Origin of the sequence: Tychonema sp. LEGE 06208, assembly GCF_015207505.1 — a bacterium.
GTDB lineage: Bacteria > Cyanobacteriota > Cyanobacteriia > Cyanobacteriales > Microcoleaceae > Microcoleus.
The window spans coordinates 1-22607 of record NZ_JADEWT010000063.1 but is presented as its reverse complement, the minus strand read 5'-3'; the positions used below and the strand labels follow the sequence as shown (position 1 = coordinate 22607).

The window sequence follows — 22607 nt, the reverse complement described above, 5'->3', positions numbered from 1 at the left end:
ACTGTTGACTCGATTTTATTATTCCGATGCAACCAGAAACGATATGAGGATTTTATTCCTCTGATTTTGATACAGACTAAAGTCCTCACTACAAACCCAATTACTGACCAAATTAATAATCGCCTCCCGCGCCGTATTGCCACGCTTCAACTAATCGGTTAAAATAAAATTTCTGTTCTGCAGACAAATTTTTAACCTGCGGTTCTACCGCTTTCCCTAACGGCTGCAATCCCGTATAAATTCCTAAATTTACATAATGAACCATCCAATCAAGCAAATTAGCTATTCCCACCTGCGGAATGATTTTCATCACTAATCCAGGATGACTAATTGCTGTTTTAAACAGGGTTTTTGACAAAGCCGGAAATAACACAATATCCTGCAGAAACGGTTTGAGTACCGGTTCTCCCAACTCTTCCATTACCTGAAATACAGCAGCCAACAGTTGATTGATTTGATTGGGATCTATTTTTTGATTCATCGCAGCACTCATCGAACGCTGAAACAACCAGGTGACAGATAGATTCGGCTGATACGGTTGCAAAAGTGCAAGGGATTTTTTGTCTAAACTCTCGCTTGTCAAAGCTTCGTCAATTCCGAGGGTCAATCGTTTGAGGTGGCGCACCATTGCGCCGAAACCGCCGAAGCTGAGGGGCGATTGGCTACCGCTACTGTCTCCGACTGGAAGTATGCGATTCCAAGGCATTTTTAGAGGACTTTGGCGATAGCAGGGAAAGAATCCGTAGAGTGCTCTTTGGAATTTTAACTGTTCGAGTTTGACGTTTTGATATTGGGGCAGCAAGCGCAAATATTCTTCAAATAATGTTTCTAAACTGAATCTTTCTGTGTCAGCGTCTATATAGGTAAATAAGTAAGTAGTGCGCCCGTCTCTGGCTGGAAATGCTTCCCAAAAGTATTGGCACTGATTTTGCATTGGGGTGAAGGATGCAAATATGTCGCCGGTTTCGTTTTTGGGATATCCTTGGGCGCAAGTGCCGACTACTAAACATACTGCGTCGGGTTTTTTCCCTTGTCTGGCTTGGCGGACAATGGGGGAAAAATGTCCCATTGCGTCTAAGAATAATCTGGTTTTAAATAAATTTTCGGCTGTCGGTAAATCTGTAATTGCCGCTTCTACTGCGACTCCGTTGGGGTGAATTGTTGCTGTTTTAAATGGTGTGTTTTCAAATAGTTTGCCTCCGGCTTGGAGAAATTTTTGTTTGAGGGTTTCGAGGAGGTAAACTGGGTCTATTCCGATGTTTAGTACGTCGCGCACCCAAATGTCGGGGGTGTTGGCAAAGCTGATGCGGGCTGGGTTGTATTCGGTGGCTATTGCTTTGTCTATTTCAGCAGCAGTCAGCAAATTTAGTTCTAAGAATGCGTCTAATTCTTTGCGCGAAATGTTCCATTCTTGGTCGCGCCCTCGCAGGATGCCGCGTTCGAGTAGGGCTACTCGCCAACCCCGCACGGCTAAGGCTGTTCCGATGAGTATTCCTAGGGTTCCGCCGCCGATAACTATGTCGAAGTCGAGGGTTTCGAGGGGTTGTTGGTTGTGCTTGACTGCTTGGGGTGCTGGTGCGGTGTTTTGTTTGAGGTTGTTCCAGAGTCGATCGACCTTTTGCAGGCCTTCAAGGGCATTTCCCGGCACTTGGGAGAGGATTTGTTCGGTGAGGGACATCGGGTTTTAAGATTGAAGAGCGGTGGATTTTCTATAATTTAGCTTAGATCGATATTTCAGAGAGTTTTAGGGCTGATGTGGGGCCAAAAACCCGGTTTCTAGGAGTTTTGGGCTTAACGATAAATCACGCCAGAAACCTGGTTTCTGATAAGTAGGGTGCGTCAGCTACAACTATTTTGGCGACAAACCAAGAATCTCATGCTGACGCACGCCCGGAATTAAATCAAGGGTGCGTCAGCATGAGACTTTTTCGGCACGATTTTAAGATGTCAAAACTGACGCACCCTACCATTTTTGTTGCAGTTCAATCAGCGGTGCTTAATTCTTCTACTTGCAGTCGATCGCACAAAATTGGTTCGCACGCCACACCACCAGTCTCTGCGGCTGTCCAAATTTCTAATTTAGCTTCCGGTACCGCTTCAAACAAAAAACGTTCTCCCGGAAACACCGTCCGCTCAAAATACCAATTAGGAATATTTGTAATTCGAGCAATTTGCACTTTGCTAGTATTGTTGAGATACCAACACAAAATGCGCGTATTAGGTTCGGCAATCACCTCATTCATTGTCAAATTCATTTTTTTTACTTGTTTGTGAAATTGTGTAATCCATCGGCTGCTCGCCCGATCTTAATATAACATATTACAATAAAAAATAAACATACTTTGGGTATATTAATAAATGCCTCTGGGGGAAACATTGCCTTTTTCTACCTGTTCCCAAGAAGGTGCAAAAGGCGACATTGCTAAGGTGCAAGATTTCCATCCTCCCCTCACAGGTGCATTCAACAATTGACAGTGACCAACCGATCCTTTTGGATCTTTGTAGTAACAGCAAAAAGCGCATTTAGAAATAGAAGTGCAGGGCGGATCGCTAGTTACAAGAATGGATTCGCTGTGAAGGTTCTGGCGTTTGAGAGTTAGAGTTTCCATCGATATCTTTTTCAAATCTTCAATCTCAAGTATGACAGCCGGATTTCAGTCGCTGCGTCTACCTCAAGGCTTAGTTCGATTTTAAGTTTTGTTTAGGGATCGATAGAAAACATATCTTTTTTGACGGAATCAAACTAGGGAGCAATTAATTTTTCTCTAATTTTAATTTGCTGCCCTGGCTCGATCGCCCTCGGTTACTGTCTGAGGGAGTACAGCTCAGAGGCCAGTTAGTTATCCTTGCCTAGCTGGCTGAACAAATCGGCTAAAATTGTATTGGAAAATAAAAAACCTTCAGGATCGCTCAACCTCAAATTTCCTGAAAGCGGCAGTTTCGCGCCTTCGGCTAAAGTTGCGTCAAGCGGATCTATTCCGTAGGAAATCTCCCGATCGGCTGTCACGATTTCCACCCATCGCAGCCGCCAGTAGGGTTGCAAACAATCCCAAATTCGATCGACTGTTTGCTGCGTAAACTGTTGAGTCAGCGCCGAAAGGCTAACTCCTTCTGTTAAACGCAAGCCTAGCATCAGCGTTTCTAACAAAATGTCATTTTCTGAGACTTGAACATTTTGATCGAGTGCTGGGTAAATATCCTGCGGGGTTTCCTCTCCTGTTTTTGGGGTGGCTGCTGAAGCGATCGCACAGATCGATCGCACCCACTGATAATATTCTTGAGTTTTGCGAGGTCTTGTCAACCTCCGCCCTTGCACGTAACTCGCCGCCCCCATTCCCAAACCGTAATAAGGGCGATTTTCCCAATAGACGCGGTTGTGGCGGCACTGATAACCGGGCTTAGCGTAATTAGAAATTTCGTAATGTTCGTAGCCAGCCCCAGTCAAAATCGATCGCGCCAAACGGTACATTTCAGCAGCAGTTTCATCTGCCGGTAGCGGCTGCGCGCCTGCTTCAAAGTAGCGCCCGAAGGCCGTTCCAGGCTCAACAATTAAGTCGTAACTCGACAGGTGAGTCGGGCCAATTTCTACCGCCGATTTAAGGGAAGTTTCCCACTGTTCTAAAGTTTGGTGCGGCAGTCCCGAAATTAAATCTAAACTGAAATTGACAATCCCGGCCGATCGCACGATTTCTACTGCTTCAAAAATTTCTGCCACAGAGTGCGATCGTCCGCAAGCTTGCAGCAATTCATCCTGAAAAGCTTGCACTCCCAAACTAACTCGATTTACTCCCGCCGCTACATATCCCCGCAACTGTTCTAAAGTAAAAGTACCGGGGTCTATTTCTATAGAAATTTCCGCCCCAGCAGCAATCCCAAATTTGCCGTCTAGAGTCTCTAAAATATGGCTCAACTGACTGACAGAAAGCAGCGAAGGCGTGCCGCCACCAAAAAAAACTGTTTTCAGAGATGCGCCTAAATTTGGAGTTGCTTGAATTTCTTCACACAGTGCGGCAACGTATTGCACGATTGTGCCGGAATTTTCGCCATTTTTGCGATCGCCCACCACAAAAACCGGAAAATCGCAGTAGTAACAGCGGCGGCGACAAAAAGGTACGTGCAGGTAAGCCGAACTCGGAATGCCGGAATTTGCCGCTTGGCCGCTTTTTTTGAATTCAAATGTTAAATAATCTGTAGTAGCGTTCATTACTCTTTTGCCACAATTGCCAGTTCAAATCTCAAGCTTTAATTAAAGCATCATTAATAATTATGTATATTATGACAGTTTCTCAGCAATAAAGGTCTGGGTTCGATAGGCTATTTTAGTTGCACCTCCTATCGGTGGCGATCGGCAGAAATTCCCGAATAGCCAGAGATTCCTGTATTGGTATCTGGTAGATGCCCTCGGCAGACCTCGCTAAATCTAACTCTTGCTCGATCGCGCATCCCCTTCACGGTAGAGGCGCGAAATATAAGTTCATTAAAATTTATGAATCAAGATAGCGATATCCGACCGCAACGTCGGAAAAAACTATCAGCACGGGAAAGATATAATGTAAACAAATTCATTAACCTAGAACTAATGCTAGACGCAATCATAATAATCTCATTCATAATCGCAGGCGGAGGCATCGGCTATTACGGAGTCGAGCTGCTACCGAACAACCTGCTGGAGCAAGTTACAAATATACAAGGTTTAAGTTCCGTACTAGGCTCGTTTGGAGCATTAATCGGCTTCGTGTTCGGATTAGTGGCTCAAACAACCTATCGGCGCGTAGAAAAAAGAGTCCGGGATATGCCGGTGGAGATGCTGCTGACGCGGGCGATCGGCTTAATCATCGGACTGCTAGTAGCCAACTTAATGCTGGCTCCGCTGTTCCTGCTGCCAATTCCCCGCGAATTCGGCTTTATCAAACCCCTAGTCGCAGTATTGGGTAGCGTCATGTTCGGCTTCACAGGGGTCGGCTTGACAGAAACCCACGGCCGTGCTTTCCTGCGCTTGATCAACCCCAAAAGCTTAGACACGGTGTTGGTAGCCGAAGGAACTTTCAAACCAGCCTCTGCCAAAGTAGTCGATACAAGCTGTATAATTGACGGCCGGATTGAAAACCTGCTAGAAACAGGTTTCCTCGAAGGTCAAATTATTATTCCGCAATTCGTGCTCCAAGAACTGCAACTCGTAGCCGATTCCGCCAACGATCAAAAGCGAGTGCGCGGGCGTCGCGGCTTAGATGTACTCAACCGCATCAAAGAAACATATCCAGAACGGATTCAAATTCACTCGGCTGACTACGAAGATATTGCCACAGTCGATGCCAAATTAGTCCGCTTCGCCTTAGATATCGACGGCATTTTGCTCACCAACGATTACAACTTATCGAAAGTAGCTACCGTCCAAAAACTGCCGGTTTTGAATATCAACGATTTGACTCATGCAGTGCGCCCCACTTATTTGCCGGGAGATACAATCGAACTAAAAATCCGCAAAGAAGGCAAAGAACCCTCTCAAGGAATCGGTTACTTGGACGACGGCACAATGGTAGTCGTAGAAGCAGGAAGCAGCTACGTCGGTGCCGAAGCCAGAGTCGTAGTCACCAGCGCCCTGCAAACTAGCGCAGGCCGCATGATATTCGCCCGTCCTCAAGAATCCGTTATTGTTTGAAACCCAGAAACAATGACCACGGCAATCAGAATCAAATATTGCGATCTTTCCAATCTGCCCTGACTCTCTACCGCGCCCGGTATGACGAATCGGGGCAGTGGTTTTTTGTGTGTCTTAAATGTTGGGAATCGGCAAGTAAAAACAATCCTTTTTACTTCTACCGCGGCCCTTGGAAAGCTACCAAGAAAAAATAGCAATTAGCAGCTTGTTCTTCTTTTCTTTTCCTTCGCGTCCTTTGCGTCTTCGCGGTTCAATCATATCAATATCAGTGATTCAGGAGTAATTAAAATCAACCAATCTCGATCGCATCTTCATACAAAGCCTCGATCGCACAGCTAAAATTAACACTCTTTAACTCAATTTCTTGCCCTTGAGTGTAAGGATAAAGCACCCAAAAACCCTCTGCATTTCGTCTAAAACACTCTACACTAACTCTTTCTTGATTGATTAATACATACTCTTGCAAACTTTAAGAAGTGCGGTCATCGGCAAATTTTTCACCTCTGTCAAAAGCCGCTGTTGTCGGCGATAAAACTTCCACAATTAAGCGCGGGTAGCGAATGAAATCTTCATCAGCATTTTTGTCTCGTTCATCACAACTAACCGCTACATCGGGATAGTAATAGAAATTTGATGCCTCAATCCGAACTTTCATATCTGCCATATAAGTTATGCAGCCACTTCCTCGAAGATGATTTCTCAACAGTGCAAACACATTTCCCGAAATGATAACATGAGCTTTGCTTGCCCCTGCCCTTGCATAGATTTCACCTTGCCTGTACTCGTGTTTGATAGGACTGACTTTCTCGCCTGCTAAATAATCTTCAGGAGAGACATAGGTGTCGCTTTTACCTGCAATCATATAATTTTGCGGTTGGTGAGGATTACACTATTATAGCCGTAGCTTGCGGGGCCCAACGCCATCGCCCTTGTTCACCTTTCCCCCAAACTTTTAACGTCGGCGCGGGGCCGGAAGCCTCGCGGTATTGCCATTTTGCGGTTGCGGTTTTTCTTGCAGCTTCATCGTCAAACTAACCCGCTTTAACTTCTCATTCACCTCCAAAACCCGCACTTTCACAACTTGTCCGACTTTCACAATCTGTTTCGGATCGTCTACAAAGCGATCGGCTAATTGAGAAATATGAACCAAACCATCTTGGTGCACTCCCACATCAACAAAGGCTCCAAAGTTAGCTACATTCGTGATGATGCCTTCTAATTCCATCCCCACTTGCAAATCGGAGATTTCTTTAATTCCAGCTTGGAAAGTGGCATATTTAAACTCGGCACGCGGGTCTCTTCCCGGTTTTTCGAGTTCGGAAATAATGTCTCGGAGTGTCGGTTCTCCGACTTTCTCTGTGACATATTTTTTAATATTTACAGTCTTGATTTTTTCCGATATTTGTGTTATTCCTGTCAGCGGCAAGTCTAAATCCTTGGCGATCGCCTGCACGACAGCATAACTTTCGGGATGAACTGCTGTATTGTCCAGGGGGTTTTCGCCGCCGCGAATGCGGAGAAAGCCGGCGGCTTGTTCAAAAGCTTTTGGGCCGAGTTTGGGAACTTTCAAGAGTTGACGGCGATTTTTAAACGCGCCGTTTTCGTTGCGGTAATTGACGATATTTTTAGCAACTGTTGCCGTCATTCCTGATACAAAGGTCAGCAGTTCTTTGGAGGCTGTGTTTAAGTCAACTCCGACATAGTTAACGCAGCTTTCGACTGTTTCGTCGAGTTTCTTTTTGAGCAGTTTTTGGTCAACGTCGTGCTGGTATTGACCGACTCCGATTGATTTCGGGTCGATTTTTACAAGTTCGGCTAAAGGATCTTGCAAGCGCCTTCCGATGCTGACTGCGCCCCTGACTGTGATGTCGAGGTCGGGAAATTCGGCGATCGCCACATCGCTTGCTGAATAAATCGATGCGCCGGATTCGTTCACCATGACTTTAATCGGTTTTCTGTCCATTTCGGCCAAAACTTCCGATACAAACTCGTCTGTTTCGCGGGAAGCTGTACCGTTGCCGATCGCGATTAATTCAATTTTATATTTTTCAATTAAATGCTTGACAATTTTACCAGCTTGCTGTCGCTGAGCTGCGGCTTGGTGCGGGAAAATTGCTTGATATTCCAAAAATTGCCCGGTTTCGTCGAGGGCGGAAACTTTGCAACCGGTGCGAAATCCAGGATCGATCGCCAGTGTGGGTTTCATTCCCGCCGGCGCCGACAGCAGCAACTCGCGGAGGTTGGTTTCAAAAGTGGCGATCGACTCGATATCAGCGGCGGCTTTGTTGTGCGATCGCACTTCCGTAATCAAGGAAGTCTTCATCAGTCGGTTGAAAGCATCCTTCAATGTCGATCGATAAAACTCCTTAACTGCTGCTATCTTAGTTCTAATTTCCTGAGATTCCAAATAAGCCATCACCGCCGATTCATCAAAGGCCAAGTCTAAATCTAAAACCCCCTCCGTTTCCCCGCGAAACAGCGCTAACATATTGTGCGACTGAACGCTTCTCGCTGCAACTTGGTAATTGCGGTACATTTCAAATTTAGTGCTTCCTTCCGGGAAATCATCTTTAATTTTCGAGACAAAAACCCCAGTTTTCATCAAAAAATCTCGCAAATAAGCTCTATATTCAGCTTGTTCAGAAACCGCCTCGGCCAAAATATCCCCAGCACCTTTGAGAGCTTCTTCTGAAGTTTTTACTCCCTTTTCTTCCGACACATATTTGCTAGCTTCCGCTGCGATATCGGCCGGTTGAGCAGTCGGCTTGTTCAGAGACTTAATAAATTCTGTCAGCGGTTCCAAACCTTTTTCTCTAGCAATTGTCGCCCGCGTCCGCCGCTTGGGTTTGTAAGGCAGATAAAGGTCTTCGAGTTCGTTTTTTTGCAAGCACGATTCAATTTTAGCTTGCAATTCCTCCGTGAGTTTGCCCTGGGAGGCGATCGTCTCCAAAATCGACTTTTTACGGTCTTCAATTTCCGTCAAATAAGTAAAGCGATCGGAAATATCCCGCAAATGAATTTCGTTGAGGGAATCGGTACGTTCTTTGCGGTAGCGGGCAATAAACGGAATAGTTGCGCCCTCGGCGAAAAGTTCCAGAGCATTATTGACTTGGGAGAGATTGATGTCAAGTTCTTGAGCAATCAGTTGAGGAATGTTGAGCATAGTACAGAATTTTGGGTCAGTCAATTTTAGATTTTAGATTCACTTCACGGAAGAAGGTAAAAAGGTTTCCAATAAAAGTTTGAAAGGTGTTGGCGATTGTCTTGCCACTATTAAAGTTATTTTAGCATAAATCTAGTATTTTTTCAAAATTACCAGTCAAAATCAGACTAAAGTCCTGCTTCTAACTCCCAAAGAGGACTCGCCTTCCCACCGAGCAAACCGGTTCGTAGTGATGAATTCAGTCCTTCTTGTCACAAGTTTACATTCAGAAATTCAGTCCTTATTATAACTCCTAAAAATTACTTTTTCCCTACTTTTTACACAGGCTCGTAGTGATGAATTCAGTCCTTCTTGAGACTCCCATAAAAAAACAAGCTTCTCCCTACAAAAAAAATAATATTTAACAATAGTTTGATTAATTAAGCTTATTTATTGCTAACACTATTTGCAGTCAACTCATCGGCGTAAGGTGACTGATGCAAATAAGCCTTACCCGCAGAACCAAAAAGTTGCAGTTTGCCAGAAATCACCGATCGCATAGCATCGATCGCCTTTTGCATAACTTCCAACAAATCAGGATCTGACAAAGAATTGCTAGTTTTTAACACCTCCATATAAGCATCGCGAACTTCCGTATTCACATTAAACTTAGATACGCCTAATTTAATAGATTGATTGATCATCGATTCTGGCAAACCGCTAGCGCCGTGCAACACTAACGGCACCGAAACAGAAGCCCGGATTTTTGCCAAACGCGGAAAATCGAGTTTCGGTTCGCTGAAATATTTGCCGTGAACGTTGCCAATTGTTACCGCCAGAAAATCCACCTTAGTTGCTTGAATAAACTCTACAGCTTCCACTGGATCTGTCATTTTAGCCGCTTTTTCTTCGATTGTCAAACCATCTTCTGTGCCGCTAATTCGACCGATTTCTGCTTCAACCACCGCACCGTTAGCGTGGGATAATTCAGTCATTTTGCGAGTAAATATTAAGTTTTGTTCGTAGGACAAAGGAGAACCGTCAGCCATAATTGACTTGATGCCGGCGGCTAGGGCGAGGTGAATATCTTTTTCTGAGGTGCTGTGATCTAAGTGTACTGCGATCGGGACTAAAGACTTGCGCGCGGCTTCCATGCAAAGCGCGACTAAAGGCGATTTTCCGTATTTGAGGGCGCTGGGGTGAAGTTGCAGCATCGCAGGACTTTGCAGCGCTTCGGCGGCATCGATGACGGCTTTTACTCCTTCGAGATTGTACACGTTAAAAGCGCCGATCGCATAAGCGTTTCTCCGGGCCGTGTTCAGCAATTCGCTAGTTGAGGCGAGCATAAATACCTGACTTAAAAAAAAATTAGAAGGAAGATGGAAGAAGTCATTAGTCATTAGTCATTAGTCATCAGTCATTAGTCATCAGTCATTAGTCATTAGTCATTAGTCATTAGTCAACAGTCATCAGTCATTAGTCATCAGTCATCAGTCATCAGTCATCAGTCATCAGTCATTAGTGCTATCGCCTCCGAGCTTTCCGTACAACGTCATCAGGAAGAAAGAAGCCCTAGGGTGCGGATACATCGACAATTCCTAAACAAACATCGACAATTTCACAGCGACGCACCTTATACAATAGTTATTGTATGGTGCGTCAGGGCTGAATATTTTGACAAAAAACTAATAATTTTCCCTCTGACGCACCATACAACTTTATGCACTATTTTTGTGCATTACCAGCGTGCAAGCCACACTCTTTCATCGTCGATTCTTCCCACCACCAACGACCTTCGCGTTCGAGTTGGTTGGGCAATACTGGTTTGGTACAAGGTTCGCAACCAATGCTGACAAAACCGCGTTCGTGCAACTTGTTGTAAGGCACTTCCAAAGCACGAATGTATTCCCAAACTTCTGCCGAAGACCAATTGGCTAAGGGGTTGAATTTAATTAATTCACGGTCGGGAGTTGAAAAAGCACCGTCAACTTCAATGACCGGAATACCGTTGCGGGTACTGGGGCTTTGGTCTTTGCGCTGACCTGTAATCCAAGCATCGAGGGTATTCAATTTCCGGCGCAGCGGCTTGACTTTTCGCACGCCACAGCATTCTTTGTGACCGTCTTCATAAAAACTAAACAATCCCTTTTCATCTACTAGGGCTTGTACTTCTGCTGCATCGGGAAACATTACTTCTAACTTAATACCGTAATGTTTTCTGACGGCATCTAAAAACTGATAGGTTTCTGAGTGCAATCGTCCGGTGTCTAAAGTGAAAACGCGGAAGTTTTTGGTGATTTTCGAGGCCATGTCGATCAGAACTACGTCCTCGGCACCGCTGAAAGAAATTGAGATATTGTCAAAATTTTCTAGGGCGAATTTGATAATTTCTCTGGGTGTTTTTTGACTGTATTCTGCTTCAAGGGCGGCAATGTTGAGATTTCTTTGGATGGCAACCATATTTTCGGGTTTTCAGTGTTCTTTTCCTCTAGCCCCTGATTATAGCCGATCGCAGTATCTATCTCACTGATTAATTTGACGGCATCTGGCGGCAGTCTTTTCGGCTGTACCCGCGAGGAGAGATCGAGGAGGACGATCGCCCGTTTGTGGCAATTTCGGTCAACCCAAAATATTCTACCGGGGAAAATATGACTGTCGCACAGTTCGCCCAGGTTTGTAGTGAGGAATGTGAGTCCTTCTTGATTTTTGCGGACTCGCATTCCTCACTACCAACTGATTAGTCGCAATCGTTATGACAAAGATTCCATTTCTTTTTGCCACTTTTTTAATAAAACTTCGCGCTCTTTTTGTTCTTGAGGTTCCGGCATTCTCAAGCCATTTGTAGCATCATATTTACCGTAATACTGCGACATTCCCTGAAAAGATTTAGTCCCCTCATTGGGCAGAATATTTTTCTGTTTTAGCCACTTTTCACAGGAACTCTGCCACATAAAAACGCGATCGTGCACTTCGCCACCTAATTTTCTGATGCGCTTAATTGAAAGTTCTTTTTTGACAAACAACAGCCGATCGCTCTCTTTACTGCGCCCAATTAACCGAATTTCCGCCCCGGTGCCCCGCAAAAACTCGATCGCACAATACTCCTCCAATTCAAAAATGCAGACCTCAGTTGGAGGAGCGCCCTCCTCTGGTAAGATATCCACATCAAACTGCAACTGGTAGCCGATCGCGCTCACAGACGACTGCGGCAAAAGCAACCGCACCCGCTTCAGGCGATCGCTATAATTTGCCCAAAAATCTCGGCGCTCCTCCAACTGCTTAATTTCCGCATCAGACAGCCGCAGCATCCGCGCCACCAAATCAATTGTTTTCTGGAAATAACTGTAATTTAGTGCGCCAATCCATCGAATCAGCGACTCTCGGGCGGGAGCCGAAACTAACTGCAATTTGGGATAATATTCATCTCGCACCCACTCAACCAATTTCGGCCTTTGATTTTTGAGAATATCGCTCGAAATTTTCACTAACAACTCTTCAACTGCTGCAAGTTGCGGCGCTGGTGGCATTTCCTTCAAGCACCTAAGCAGCCATTCTACGCCCGACAAATCGGAAACCTGATTTTTAGCAAAAATTCCGGCAAGATGTACTTGAGCGCGATCGACTGCGGGAATTGTGGCGGGTAACTGAGCTTTTGCTAATAGCTCCGTTGGGGTTTTGAGATATTGCCAACTGAGTTTTGCTAGCTCGTAATCAGAGTTATCGCGAGTCAGGATTTTAATAATTTGTACTGGTAAAGCATCGATACCCGCCGCCGTGCTGGCAAATTCGGCAAAGCACTCTACCAAAGAGCGATCGAGCACCGGAACATTGCTAGAAACAGGATTTTCTAACTGGTGGCTGTGGTGCAGAGCCAAGCGCCACAGCAACTGCTGTTTCAGGCGGACATTGTTTTGAGCTACCAGCCAAATAGCTTGGGATATTTCTGGGGCGCGATCGGGGTTTTTGGTATCCCATTCAGCTTTAGCCCAGAGACAATAAGTCCATTCCAGAGGAGTAATGCTGTCACCTCGCTCGTTCTGAATATCTGCTATAATTTCAGTCATCCCTCGCCGCGATATCCCTTTCACTTCAGGTACATTGGGCTTATTTTTCTGGGTAAAATTGCCAGCGTTTTTTATTTTTTCTGGTTGTTGCTGGCTGGGGATTGAAGGGAGTTTAATCTCGCTAAACTGAACGCTCATATTTATAAATTTATCCCAATTAAATTACTGAATTAGCATTTTTTATTTGGTGGCGCATCAACGGAGATTTTTTTGATAATCATTTCAGGGGAGTGCGCGCGAGCGAGTTGAAAAAGCTGGTTTTGGCGATCGCCAGCGCGTCAGCCCTTGTATAGCAGTATTTTACACAACTTTTGATATTAAGGGAAGATGCTACTGGGAAAAATGCCTCGATTGCGTAGGATTCTTTCTTTCGGTAGAAGTCAATTAAGCTGGTTTGCGGTTTAGCACCCCTGTCCTATCAAAATTAAAGGTAAAAAGTGCGATCTCGGCCGATGTAAAAATCTCCATCTTAGGTACCATAGACTAAATATTTAAAATGTTATTAAATTAACTGTACGCGATAAGAAGTTATCAGTTAAGAGAACTTGCCAGCACAACCTACCGCAGCAAATATCTATCGCGCCATAAATTTTAATGTAGATCGCCCCGTGCAGTATCCTGTAGCTTTTTCGCCCCAAGTTTGGGCAACTCGCAGTATTTTTCAACTCTGGCAAATTATGTTAAATTTAGTCCCCGATTTCCCCAACAACCAACTGCGAATTATCGAGTCCGCACTACCAAAATCGATTAACAAACTGTCGCGGTATAACTTAAAAATTTGCTCAACTTTGCTGGATTGGAAATTTGAGCGATCGGGTTCGTCAATAGCCTGTCTGGTTAATGAAAAGTGCGGTAATTTGCGAGTAATTATTGAAGTTTAAATTTGGCAACTAATAGTGGATAATTTCAAATCCCAAATCCCAATTGCCAAATTCCTCAAAATCCGTTTGCATCTCGTATATTGTTGGTTAACTAAACTTTTTTCTGCCCGCAGCGGCAGTGCGATCGGCTATATTGTATTTAGAAGTGAATTAATTTGTTCGGTGGCGGGGTGCAGCCAAACAACCATAGCTTTCGCGGGGCGAAACTCATCGCGCCAGCTTCTCAATCCTGAATTGTCGGCTGTCAACAACAGCAAGGAAGTATGGAATTATGTCAAAAATTTTAGTAGTAGACGATGTTCCCAGCGAACTCGAAATCATCTGTCGCATTCTTCAAGATGCCGGAATGGACGCGATCCGGGCTAGCGACGGCGAAGAAGCGATCGCCCTGATCCGAGAAAAACCCCCGGATCTTGTGGTTTTAGACGTAGTGATGCCGCGAATGAACGGATTTGAAGTGATCAGAGAATTGCGGGGCGATCGCGCAACTGCCAACTTACCAGTAGTATTTTGTACTCATAAAAACACCGACATTGATAAAGCTTGGGGAACCGATTTAGGTGCAGACGCTTACGTCAGCAAACCCTTTGAACCTCAGCAACTCGTCAACATCGTGCAGCGCCTGCTTTCTGCCTAAACACAATATATAGCCTTCATTAACTCTCACAAAAAACATTATAGCTAGAAACCCCGTTTTATTGAAAAAACTGGGTTTCACAATTTCTTAAAATTTTTACTTTTAATAATAATCGCAAGTTGATTTATTGTCAAATCCGCGATTTATTTAATATAGTGTCTGGTCGATTAACGGAGTTCGGATTGGTTCCTATACCAAACTGAAGTCCGCACTGCGAAACGTTTTTGTTGCGCTCGTAGACCGGAGATATAACACCTGTTTTGCATTTATATCATCTCCGATCGAATCACTATACTAAGATTAGTTTGAGTTCGGAATGCAAGTCCTCAGATGATGCGGACTCCCATTCCTAACGATCGAACCTTTTTTATTTGGATAATTGACCGGACAAGATATTACACAAAGTGCGATCGCTATAGGTATAAATCTCGGAATCTGGACGATCGCACTCCTCAAAGACGGTTTTTGCCCTCTCGTGAGATGCTCCCCTTTCCTGGCACAGCAAAATCCTAATTTGTAAGCTAGACTATAAACAAAAAATCTACAATGAAAGCAACTGCTCCCACCGTAGCGGGGAATCAGACAAGTCGAACAAAACAATTTCTTATCTTCGCTCAAGGAGACAGTCTGTTCGCCATAGAATTAGAGGCTGTGCGAGAAGTGCTTTCCCTCAGCGAACAACCGATTTCCCCGGTTCCCAACACCCTGCCGTTTTTGCTGGGATTAACCAACTTGCGGGGCGAAATCTTAGCAACCGCAGACTTCGGAGGGTTTGCAGGTATCGAACCGGTTGACACTCACCACCCAAGCAGCCGCATTTTAGTGGTGGAAGCGCCAGATCCCCGAGACGTGAGATTGTCGAAGATGCGGATGGGATTGGCCGTCTCCCGCGTCGAAGGAGTTTTATCTCTAAATCCCGATCGCACTGTCTCGGCGATAGATGTCAGCCCTGACTTAGCTCCTTTTTTGAAAGGTTTGTACAATTCCGACGGACGCTTGCTCATGATAGTCGATGTCGAAGCCATCGCCCATTCCGAACGCTGGTAAGTAGAAGTCATTAGTCATTAGTCATTAGTCATTAGTCATTAGTCATTAGTGCTGTCCTCCCCTCATCGAACGTCCAACGTCATCAGGAAGAATGCTATAACGGCGAAGCTGAGCGGGTGAAAAGAAGGAAGAAGGAAGAATATGGAGTAAATCTAAAATCTAAAATCTAAAATTGATCGTTCCATCGCCTGCAGTTAACTTGCCAACTATAAATTTTATGATCAAATTGTTCTATAGCTCGATCGCCACGACATTCACCCTCACATTACCTGACTTCTCTCCATCGATGCTAACTGGGATTGCCAATTGCATCATTTCTTTGTGTTATTTTGCGATCGGCTTCCTGATCGGCTTAGGTTTGTGGCGAAACCGTCAATTTGGGTTTGACATCTTCGCCACAGTCACAGCAGGCATATTTTTGAGTTGCGCTTTCGGACACAGCGGCCACGCCGCCGAATACTTGGGACTGCCGCACTCCCCGGTGGCGCAAACTATCTCCGATTGGATGACTGTCATTCCGGCGATCGCATTTTTGAGCTTGTCCAACCGCTACCAATTCTTAGTAGGTTCCACCCAAATTCTCAAGTCCAAAAAAGCAACAGAACAAGCCCTCAGCCAAACTACTCAGCGATTTCAAGCCATCTTCGACCAAGCTTTTCAAATCATCGGATTATTAGAGCCAGACGGTACTTTGATCGAAGCAAATCGGACAGCGCTAGAATTAGGCAACTTCCCAGAATCACAAGTGCTGGGACAGAAATTTTGGCACACACCTTGGTGGGCAGCATCCTCAACCAACCAGCAGCGAATAAAAACCAACATTCAACAAGTCTCTACCGGCCAAATTGTGCGGGAAGAATACGAAATCACAGGCTTCAATAACCAGTTGATAGTAATGGATCTATCCTTAAAACCCCTGTTAGATGAAACTGGACAAGTCTATCAAATACTTGTAGAAGGCCGCGAAATTACCAAACGCAAACAAACAGAAGCGGCCTTGCAACAGCTAACGGCAGAACTAGAGCAGCGAGTCCAGGAAAGAACCGAGCAAATTTCGCAAACTAACGCCCAATTGCAACAAGAGATTCGCGATCGCACCGTTGTTCAAGAGCAATTAAAAGCTTCGGAACAATTTTTAAACAATATCCTCAACACCATCCCCGACCCGATTTACGTCAAAGATGAACAGCACCGATGGTTAACATTAAACGATGCCTTTTGTCAATACATCGGTTACAGCCGAGAAGAACTAATTGGCAAAGCTTACCGCGACTTTTTGCCGAAAGAAGAAGCAGACATATATGAAGAAAAAAATCAATTAGTCTTTTTGGCAAATACGAGCATTGAAACCCAAGAAACTATCACAAACCCAGCCGGAAATACCCAGTTTTTCTCCGTCAAAAAATCTACCTTTGTAGATGCCTCCGGCAGCAAAGTCCTCGTTTGCGCGATTCGAGAAATCACCAAGCGCGTGGAAATGGAAGAACAAATGCGGCAAACACTGGCAAAAGTAGAAAATTCCCAACGTTTGCTGCGGACAGTAATTGACGCCACCCCAGACTGCATCTTCGTCAAAAATCAAGACCGCCGCTACGCGCTAGTCAATGCAGGTTTCGCCGCCGCCTTCGGCAAAACTCCAGCAGAAATTATCGGCAAAGATGATTTAGAGCTCGGCATCGGGGCCGATCGCATCTTCAGCAACACCCACGCCCAAACAGACTCCCAAAACCAAATCCAAAACTTCCGCGCCGACAACAAAAACGCGCCGGCCTCCAACGAATCCGCCACCTTAGCCGACGGCAAAATACACGTATTCGACACCCAGAAATTGCCGCTCAAAGATGCAGAAGGCAATACTATAGGAATGCTCGGCTTCGCCCGCGATATCACAGAAAGCCGCGAATCCGAACAGCAGCTACTGCGGCTCAAGGCCATCCTAGAAGCGACAACAGACTGGGTAGGGATGACAGACTCCCAGCAGCACACCATTTATCTCAACCGCGCGGCCAGGGAAATGTTAAAAGTTGGCGAGGAGGCAAATTTAGCCGAAGTCAGCATTTCCGACGTGACATCGCCCAAAAGTGTCGATACTATTATGAACGTCGGCATCCCCGCAGCTTGTCGGGATGGAGTTTGGAGCGGCGAGACAATTTGGCAGACTTTAGAAGGCGAAGAAATACCGGTTTCTCAAGTAATTATTGCTCACAAATCCGACAGCGGAGAAGTTGAATTTATGTCAACGATCGCCCGCAACATCACCAACCGCAAGCGCGCGGAACAAGCCTTGCAGCAGAACTTGCAAATGCTCGACCTAGCCAGCGATGCTTTGATTATTCGAGAGCTAGACGGCACGATCGATTACTGGAACCAGGGCGCTGAGAAAATATACGGCTGGAAAAAGCAAGAAGCTTTAGGAAAAGTTACTCACAGCCTGTTTGATACGAGATTTACCCAACCTTTAGCATCAATTTTAGAACAGCTAGAACAGCAGAATTATTGGGAAGGAGAACTGATTCACACCACCAATTACCAAACCCAAATTACCGTATTCAGCCGCTGGACTTTGCAGCGGGACGAAGATGGAAAACCCAAGGCAATTTTAGAAATTAACAACGACATTACAGAGCGCAAGCTGGCTGAAATCGAAAACAAAAGATTGATTTCGCTTGTCGAAAGCAGCTCGGATTTTATCGGCATAGCAACAATGGAGGGAGAGCCAACATACATTAACGCCGCTGGAATTAAGCTCGCCGGATTGCAAAATATTGCAGAAGTCAAAAGCAAAAATATGTATGACTTCTTCACACCAGAAAACGCTAAGATTGTCAAAGAAGAGATATTGCCCGCCACTGTGCGAGACGGTTTGTGGCAGGGCGAATTCCAGTTTAGAAACTTTCAAACCGGCGACAACATTCCCGTTGACTTCACCCTGTTTACAGTCAAAAACCCAGAAACAGGCGAGCCGGTGGGCCTAGCCACAGTGACGCGCGACATCAGCGATCGCCAGCGGGCCCAAGAAATGCTGCGCGATCGCGAAAGACTGTTCCGAGCCATTTTCGACCAATCGTTCCAATTAGTCGGGCTGCTAGAACCCGACGGCACCGTCTTAGAAGCCAACCAAACAGCCATGACAGCCGCCGGACTCGGGCGCGAAGACTTCGTGGGCACGCAGTTTGCCGAGAATTTGTGGTGGCAGATTTCCCCAGAAGCCAAGCAAAAAGTCGAAGCTGCAGTCGTCGCCGCCGCCGCCGGCGAATTTGTCCGCTACGAAGCCGACGTGCTGGTTGCTGGAGGTGCTGTGATGACTGTGGACTTCTCCCTAAAACCCATCAAAGACGACAACGGCAAAGTCGTGCTGCTGATTCCAGAAGCTCGCGACATTAGCGATCGCAAAGCTCTAGAACGAGAATTAGTTTTGCGTCAAGCTCGCTTTGACGCATTCTTTACAGCCGCCCCGGCCGCCATGTTTATCTTTGACGACCAATTGCGCTTCGTGCAAGTCAACGAGAAATTAGCGGAAACCACCGGCCCGTCAGTTGCCGAACACCTCGGCAAAACTGTCAGTGAAGTGATACCCGAAATGGTCGATACTCTGCAGCCGATTTTGGAGAGCGTTCTGACAAACAACCAATCATTTTTAAACATTGAGGTATCGGGAACAACCGTCAATCAACCGGGTGTAATCCGAGATTGGCTGGCTTCTTACTTTCCTTTGGCCGGAGAGGACGGCAAACCGATGGGTGTCGGCGGTGTGGCGATCGAAATTACCGATCGCAAAAAAGCCGAAGCAGAGCGCGAGCGATTTTTTACCCTGTCCCTAGACTTAGTTTGTATTTTAGATTTTGAAGGCAAATTCAAGCGCCTCAATCCCGCTTGGGAAACAACCCTCGGCTACACCTTAGAAGAAGTTCAAGACCAATCTTTTCTCCATTTCCTCCATCCAGACGATCGCGAAGAAAGCATAGCCGCAGCAAAAAGAATAACCGAGGGCAGCGAAATAAAGTTCTTTGAAAATCGCTACCGCTGCAAAGACGGTTCCTACAGGTGGCTGTCGTGGAAAGTGCGACCGGAAACCGAACAAAAGCTCATGTATGCAGTGGCTCGCGACGTTACCGAAAGTAAACACGCGATGGTGCAACTGGAAAAAACAACCGCCCAATTAGCCAGTTCCGAAGAGCAATTTCGCCAGCAAAGCAATCTCTTGCAACTGCTAATAGACAGCATTGGCGACGGCATAATTGCTGCCGACGAAAATGGCAATTTTGTTTTGTTCAACCCCGCAGCCGAAAACATCTTTGGCTTGGGTTCAACGGATACTCTTCCCGACGAGTGGTCGGGAAAATACGGCTTATTTTTGCCAGATGGAGTCACTCCCTATCCCGCCGCCGACATACCTTTAGCGCGCACAATTCGAGGAGAATCACCAGACGACGTAGATGTTTTCACCCGCCATGCAGCCCAGCCGGAGGGCCTATGGATAAAAATTAGCGGCAGGCCGCTTAAAGACGAAACGGGAGCAATCAAAGGCGGTGTAGTCGTTTGCCGCAACGTCACCCAAGAAAGAGCATCCCAGCAGCAGATGCAGCAGTTTGCCGAGACACAGCAACGCTTGCTGCAAGAACTCAAAACGCGGCAAAATGCCCTAGACGAAGCTGCGATCGTCAGCGAAACTGACATCAAAGGCATGATTACCTACGTCAACGACAGATTCATTCAAATCTCCGGTTACAGCATGGGAGAACTGCTGCACCGCGACCACCGCATTATCAATTCCGGCTACCATCCCAAAGCATTTTTTGCTGAAATGTGGCTGACAATTTCGCGCGGCTTGGTGTGGAAAGGAGAAATCAAAAATCGGTCTAAAAATGGCTCATTTTATTGGGTAGATTCGACGATCGCCCCCATCTTCGATACCAGCGGCACAATAGTCAAATATATCGCCATCCGCTTTGACATCACCGAACGCAAAGAGGCAGAAGAACGGCTAGGAAAATTGGCAGCAGAACGCAAAGCTGAAGCCGATTCTATGACTCAACAAGTCCTCAAATTGTTGGGAGAAATTAAAGGCGCGGCTCAAGGCGACTTGACAGTCAGGGCGGAAGTTACCAACGATGTTTTAGGTGCTGTTGCGGATTCTTTCAACTTCTTAATCGGTTCTTTGCGGAAGGTGGTAACAGGAATTCAAAATCTAGCCGAACAGGTAACATCCGCCACCGGCGAGTCAATCACCAATACCAGCCAACTCACCCAACAGGCGGAAGTTCAAGCAACAAAAATATCTGCCATCATGCGGGAAATCGAGCGGATTGTGAATTCGATCCGCGACGTGCGAGATGTTTCGGTGCGGGCTGAAACAGTCGCCCAGCAGTCTTCTCACACTGCTGAAGTCGGCGGTATGGCGGTCGATCGCGCTGTCGAAGGCATTAACGAGCTCCGGTTGACGATCGCCTCAACCTCAAAAATGATGAAGCGTTTGGGCGAATCTTCGCAGCAAATCGGCAAAATTGTCACTTCGATTTCTCAACTTGCTTCCCAAACGAATTTGTTAGCTCTCAATGCTACGATTGAAGCAGCCAGAGCCGGCGAACAAGGTTTGGGTTTTGCGGTTGTCGCCGAAGAAGTGCGGAAGTTGGCAGAGCGATCGGCCGGCGCTACTGAAGAAATCTCGGAAATTGTCGGTACAATTCAAGAAGAAATCAGCCGCGTGATGAAGGCAATGGAATCGGGAACGCTGGAGGTAGTCGAAGGCACAAAACTAGCCAGCGAAGCTAAAACTCACCTCAATGCTATTATCGAAGTTAGTCGAGAAATGAATGCTTTGGTGCAGAATATTACTCGCGCATCTGCCAAGCAAACTGTTTCCGCTGAGGAAATTTCTAACAGTATGCAGCAAGTCAACGAGATTGCTAATACAACTGCACAAAAGGGTTCGGATGTCAAAGCTTCTTTGGACGATCTGTCCGGTTCTGTTGAAAAATTACAAAAATCCGTGGCGAATTTCCGCAGTTAGTCATCAGTCATTGGTCATTAGTCATTAGTCATTAGTCATTAGTCATTAGTCATTAGTCATTAGTCATTGGTCGTCTCAAATTCCATTAAATAACCTAATTCCTGTAGGGGCGGATTCACGAATAATGTTTAATTCCCACCGAGAATCTACATAAACCCGCCCCATCCCAAGGCAAAAAGTGCGTTAGCGAAGCTTGCAGAAGAGGATCGCATTTCTGTCGGTGGGGCGGGGCGGGTTGAAATGAACCGAATATCATCTAAGAAGTGACTAATAACTAATGACTAAGGACTAAGGACTAATGACTAATGACTACTAACTAATGACTAATTTAATATGAATGACGATGATTTAAACGAATTAATAGATGCTTTTACCGCAGAAACCAGCGAGTTTCTCCAGTCAATGGAGACTCACCTGCTGGCGATGGAAGGTGCTGGGTTACAAGAACGAGAAGCGGCAGTTAAAGAAATGTTTCGGGCGGCTCACTCGATTAAAGGTGCGGGTTCGATGTTGGGCTTTCAAAACGTGTCGGCGGCGGCTCACACCCTAGAGGACTGTTTTGTCATTTTGCGCGATCGCACGGACTTGTCGGCACTGGAAGCGACCACTGTAAGTGTTTTACTGCAAGGGGTGGATACTCTCAAAAAGATTTCTGTCGAATCCATTCATCACTCAGATGTCAGCACTCCAGATCAAAGGTCAAATTTGGAGGATCTCGCCCAAATTCACGCCCAGTTCGAGGCAAAGTACGGCAAGCCAGAACCGCCACCAGTTCCCGCCGCCAGTCGATCGGCAGCCCCGGAAACCCTAAAACTGATTTTTGAACACGAATTGCCGCCAATCTTCAATCGCCTGGAAACCGAACTTTCCCAAGCTTCTGAGGCAGATTTAGCAAAAAGCGTCACCGCCCTCAACCAGGTTTATTATCAACTCTCCGGCTTGGCTGGAATGCTGCAATTGCCCGATTTTGGGAAAGTCGCCGCACCCCTGAGAGATTTGATCGATTTTCCAGACTTGACTTTAGAACGCCTCCAGTCCGAGGGTTGGGCGATCGCCCAAAACCTGCAAACCGCCCGCCAGCAGCTATTGGAAGGAAGGGCGATCGAACTCCCCCCAATCTCCCCACCCACAGACGAATCACCAGCATCCGAAACCCCTCCCCAAATC

General features: G+C 46.0%; 16 protein-coding genes and 1 pseudogene. 6 read left to right on the top strand and 11 right to left on the bottom strand.

The features are described 5' to 3' along the window. Positions 1-112: 112 nt before the first annotated feature. From IQ263_RS17195 to hemW, 4 genes are all read right to left on the bottom strand, one after another. Complete coding sequence (locus IQ263_RS17195) at positions 113-1678, bottom strand: FAD-binding oxidoreductase (RefSeq protein ID WP_194068666.1); 1566 nt, start codon at positions 1676-1678, stop codon at positions 113-115. A 304-nt stretch (positions 1679-1982) separates the two neighbouring features. Further along, a complete protein-coding gene (locus IQ263_RS17190; protein WP_194068664.1) occupies positions 1983-2255 on the bottom strand; it encodes a DUF1830 domain-containing protein in 273 nt (90 codons plus the stop codon). A gap of 96 nt (positions 2256-2351) precedes the next feature. Beyond that, positions 2352-2609, bottom strand: a complete 258-nt coding sequence (locus tag IQ263_RS17185) for a hypothetical protein (RefSeq protein ID WP_194068662.1) — start codon at positions 2607-2609, stop codon at positions 2352-2354. A gap of 227 nt (positions 2610-2836) precedes the next feature. Continuing rightward, entirely contained in the window at positions 2837-4204 is a 1368-nt protein-coding gene (gene hemW, locus IQ263_RS17180; protein WP_194068661.1) for a radical SAM family heme chaperone HemW, read from the bottom strand. Between the two features lie 375 nt (positions 4205-4579). On the opposite strand from hemW, the gene IQ263_RS17175 reads away from it, so the two are divergent. After that, positions 4580-5659, top strand: coding sequence for a PIN/TRAM domain-containing protein (locus IQ263_RS17175; protein ID WP_194068660.1), 1080 nt, complete (start codon positions 4580-4582; stop codon positions 5657-5659). 289 nt (positions 5660-5948) lie between these two features. On the opposite strand, the pseudogene IQ263_RS17170 reads toward IQ263_RS17175, so the two are convergent. The 6 genes and pseudogenes from IQ263_RS17170 to IQ263_RS17145 form a co-directional block, all read right to left on the bottom strand. Continuing rightward, positions 5949-6521, bottom strand: a pseudogene (locus IQ263_RS17170) (Uma2 family endonuclease). Between the two features lie 90 nt (positions 6522-6611). Next, positions 6612-8822: a Tex family protein gene (locus IQ263_RS17165; protein ID WP_194068685.1), complete on the bottom strand. Its 2211-nt coding sequence runs from the start codon at positions 8820-8822 to the stop codon at positions 6612-6614. A gap of 425 nt (positions 8823-9247) precedes the next feature. Continuing rightward, complete coding sequence (locus IQ263_RS17160) at positions 9248-10201, bottom strand: class II fructose-bisphosphate aldolase (protein WP_228050126.1); 954 nt, start codon at positions 10199-10201, stop codon at positions 9248-9250. Between the two features lie 325 nt (positions 10202-10526). Next, positions 10527-11261: a phosphoadenylyl-sulfate reductase gene (locus IQ263_RS17155; protein WP_194068659.1), complete on the bottom strand. Its 735-nt coding sequence runs from the start codon at positions 11259-11261 to the stop codon at positions 10527-10529. Beyond that, the gene (locus IQ263_RS17150) at positions 11171-11521 is read right to left on the bottom strand and encodes a hypothetical protein (RefSeq protein WP_194068658.1); all 351 of its coding nucleotides are present in this window, start codon (positions 11519-11521) and stop codon (positions 11171-11173) included. The genes IQ263_RS17155 and IQ263_RS17150 overlap by 91 nt, the downstream gene beginning before the upstream one ends. Positions 11522-11551: 30 nt before the next feature. Next, positions 11552-13003 carry an EH signature domain-containing protein gene (locus IQ263_RS17145; protein ID WP_194068657.1) on the bottom strand — a complete coding sequence of 484 codons (1452 nt, stop codon included), beginning with the start codon at positions 13001-13003 and terminating at the stop codon, positions 11552-11554. Positions 13004-13410: 407 nt separating this feature from the next. On the opposite strand from IQ263_RS17145, the gene IQ263_RS17140 reads away from it, so the two are divergent. Together IQ263_RS17140 and IQ263_RS17135 are read left to right on the top strand one after the other, a co-directional pair. Further along, complete coding sequence (locus IQ263_RS17140) at positions 13411-13746, top strand: hypothetical protein (protein WP_194068656.1); 336 nt, start codon at positions 13411-13413, stop codon at positions 13744-13746. A gap of 271 nt (positions 13747-14017) precedes the next feature. Then, positions 14018-14383: a response regulator transcription factor gene (locus IQ263_RS17135; RefSeq protein ID WP_194068655.1), complete on the top strand. Its 366-nt coding sequence runs from the start codon at positions 14018-14020 to the stop codon at positions 14381-14383. Between the two features lie 367 nt (positions 14384-14750). On the opposite strand, the gene IQ263_RS17130 is transcribed toward IQ263_RS17135, so the two are convergent. Beyond that, positions 14751-14888, bottom strand: coding sequence for a hypothetical protein (locus IQ263_RS17130; RefSeq protein ID WP_194068654.1), 138 nt, complete (start codon positions 14886-14888; stop codon positions 14751-14753). A 41-nt stretch (positions 14889-14929) separates the two neighbouring features. Here IQ263_RS17130 and IQ263_RS17125 point away from each other — a divergent pair, with 41 nt between their 5' ends. The 3 genes from IQ263_RS17125 to IQ263_RS17115 all read left to right on the top strand — a co-directional run. After that, positions 14930-15430 (top strand): chemotaxis protein CheW, encoded by a 501-nt coding sequence (locus IQ263_RS17125; RefSeq protein ID WP_194068653.1) that lies wholly within the window; start codon positions 14930-14932, stop codon positions 15428-15430. Between the two features lie 217 nt (positions 15431-15647). After that, positions 15648-21440 carry a methyl-accepting chemotaxis protein gene (locus tag IQ263_RS17120; RefSeq protein ID WP_194068652.1) on the top strand — a complete coding sequence of 1931 codons (5793 nt, stop codon included), beginning with the start codon at positions 15648-15650 and terminating at the stop codon, positions 21438-21440. 333 nt (positions 21441-21773) lie between these two features. Then, a partial coding sequence (locus IQ263_RS17115; protein WP_194068651.1) for an Hpt domain-containing protein occupies positions 21774-22607 on the top strand: 834 nt, incomplete at its 3' end.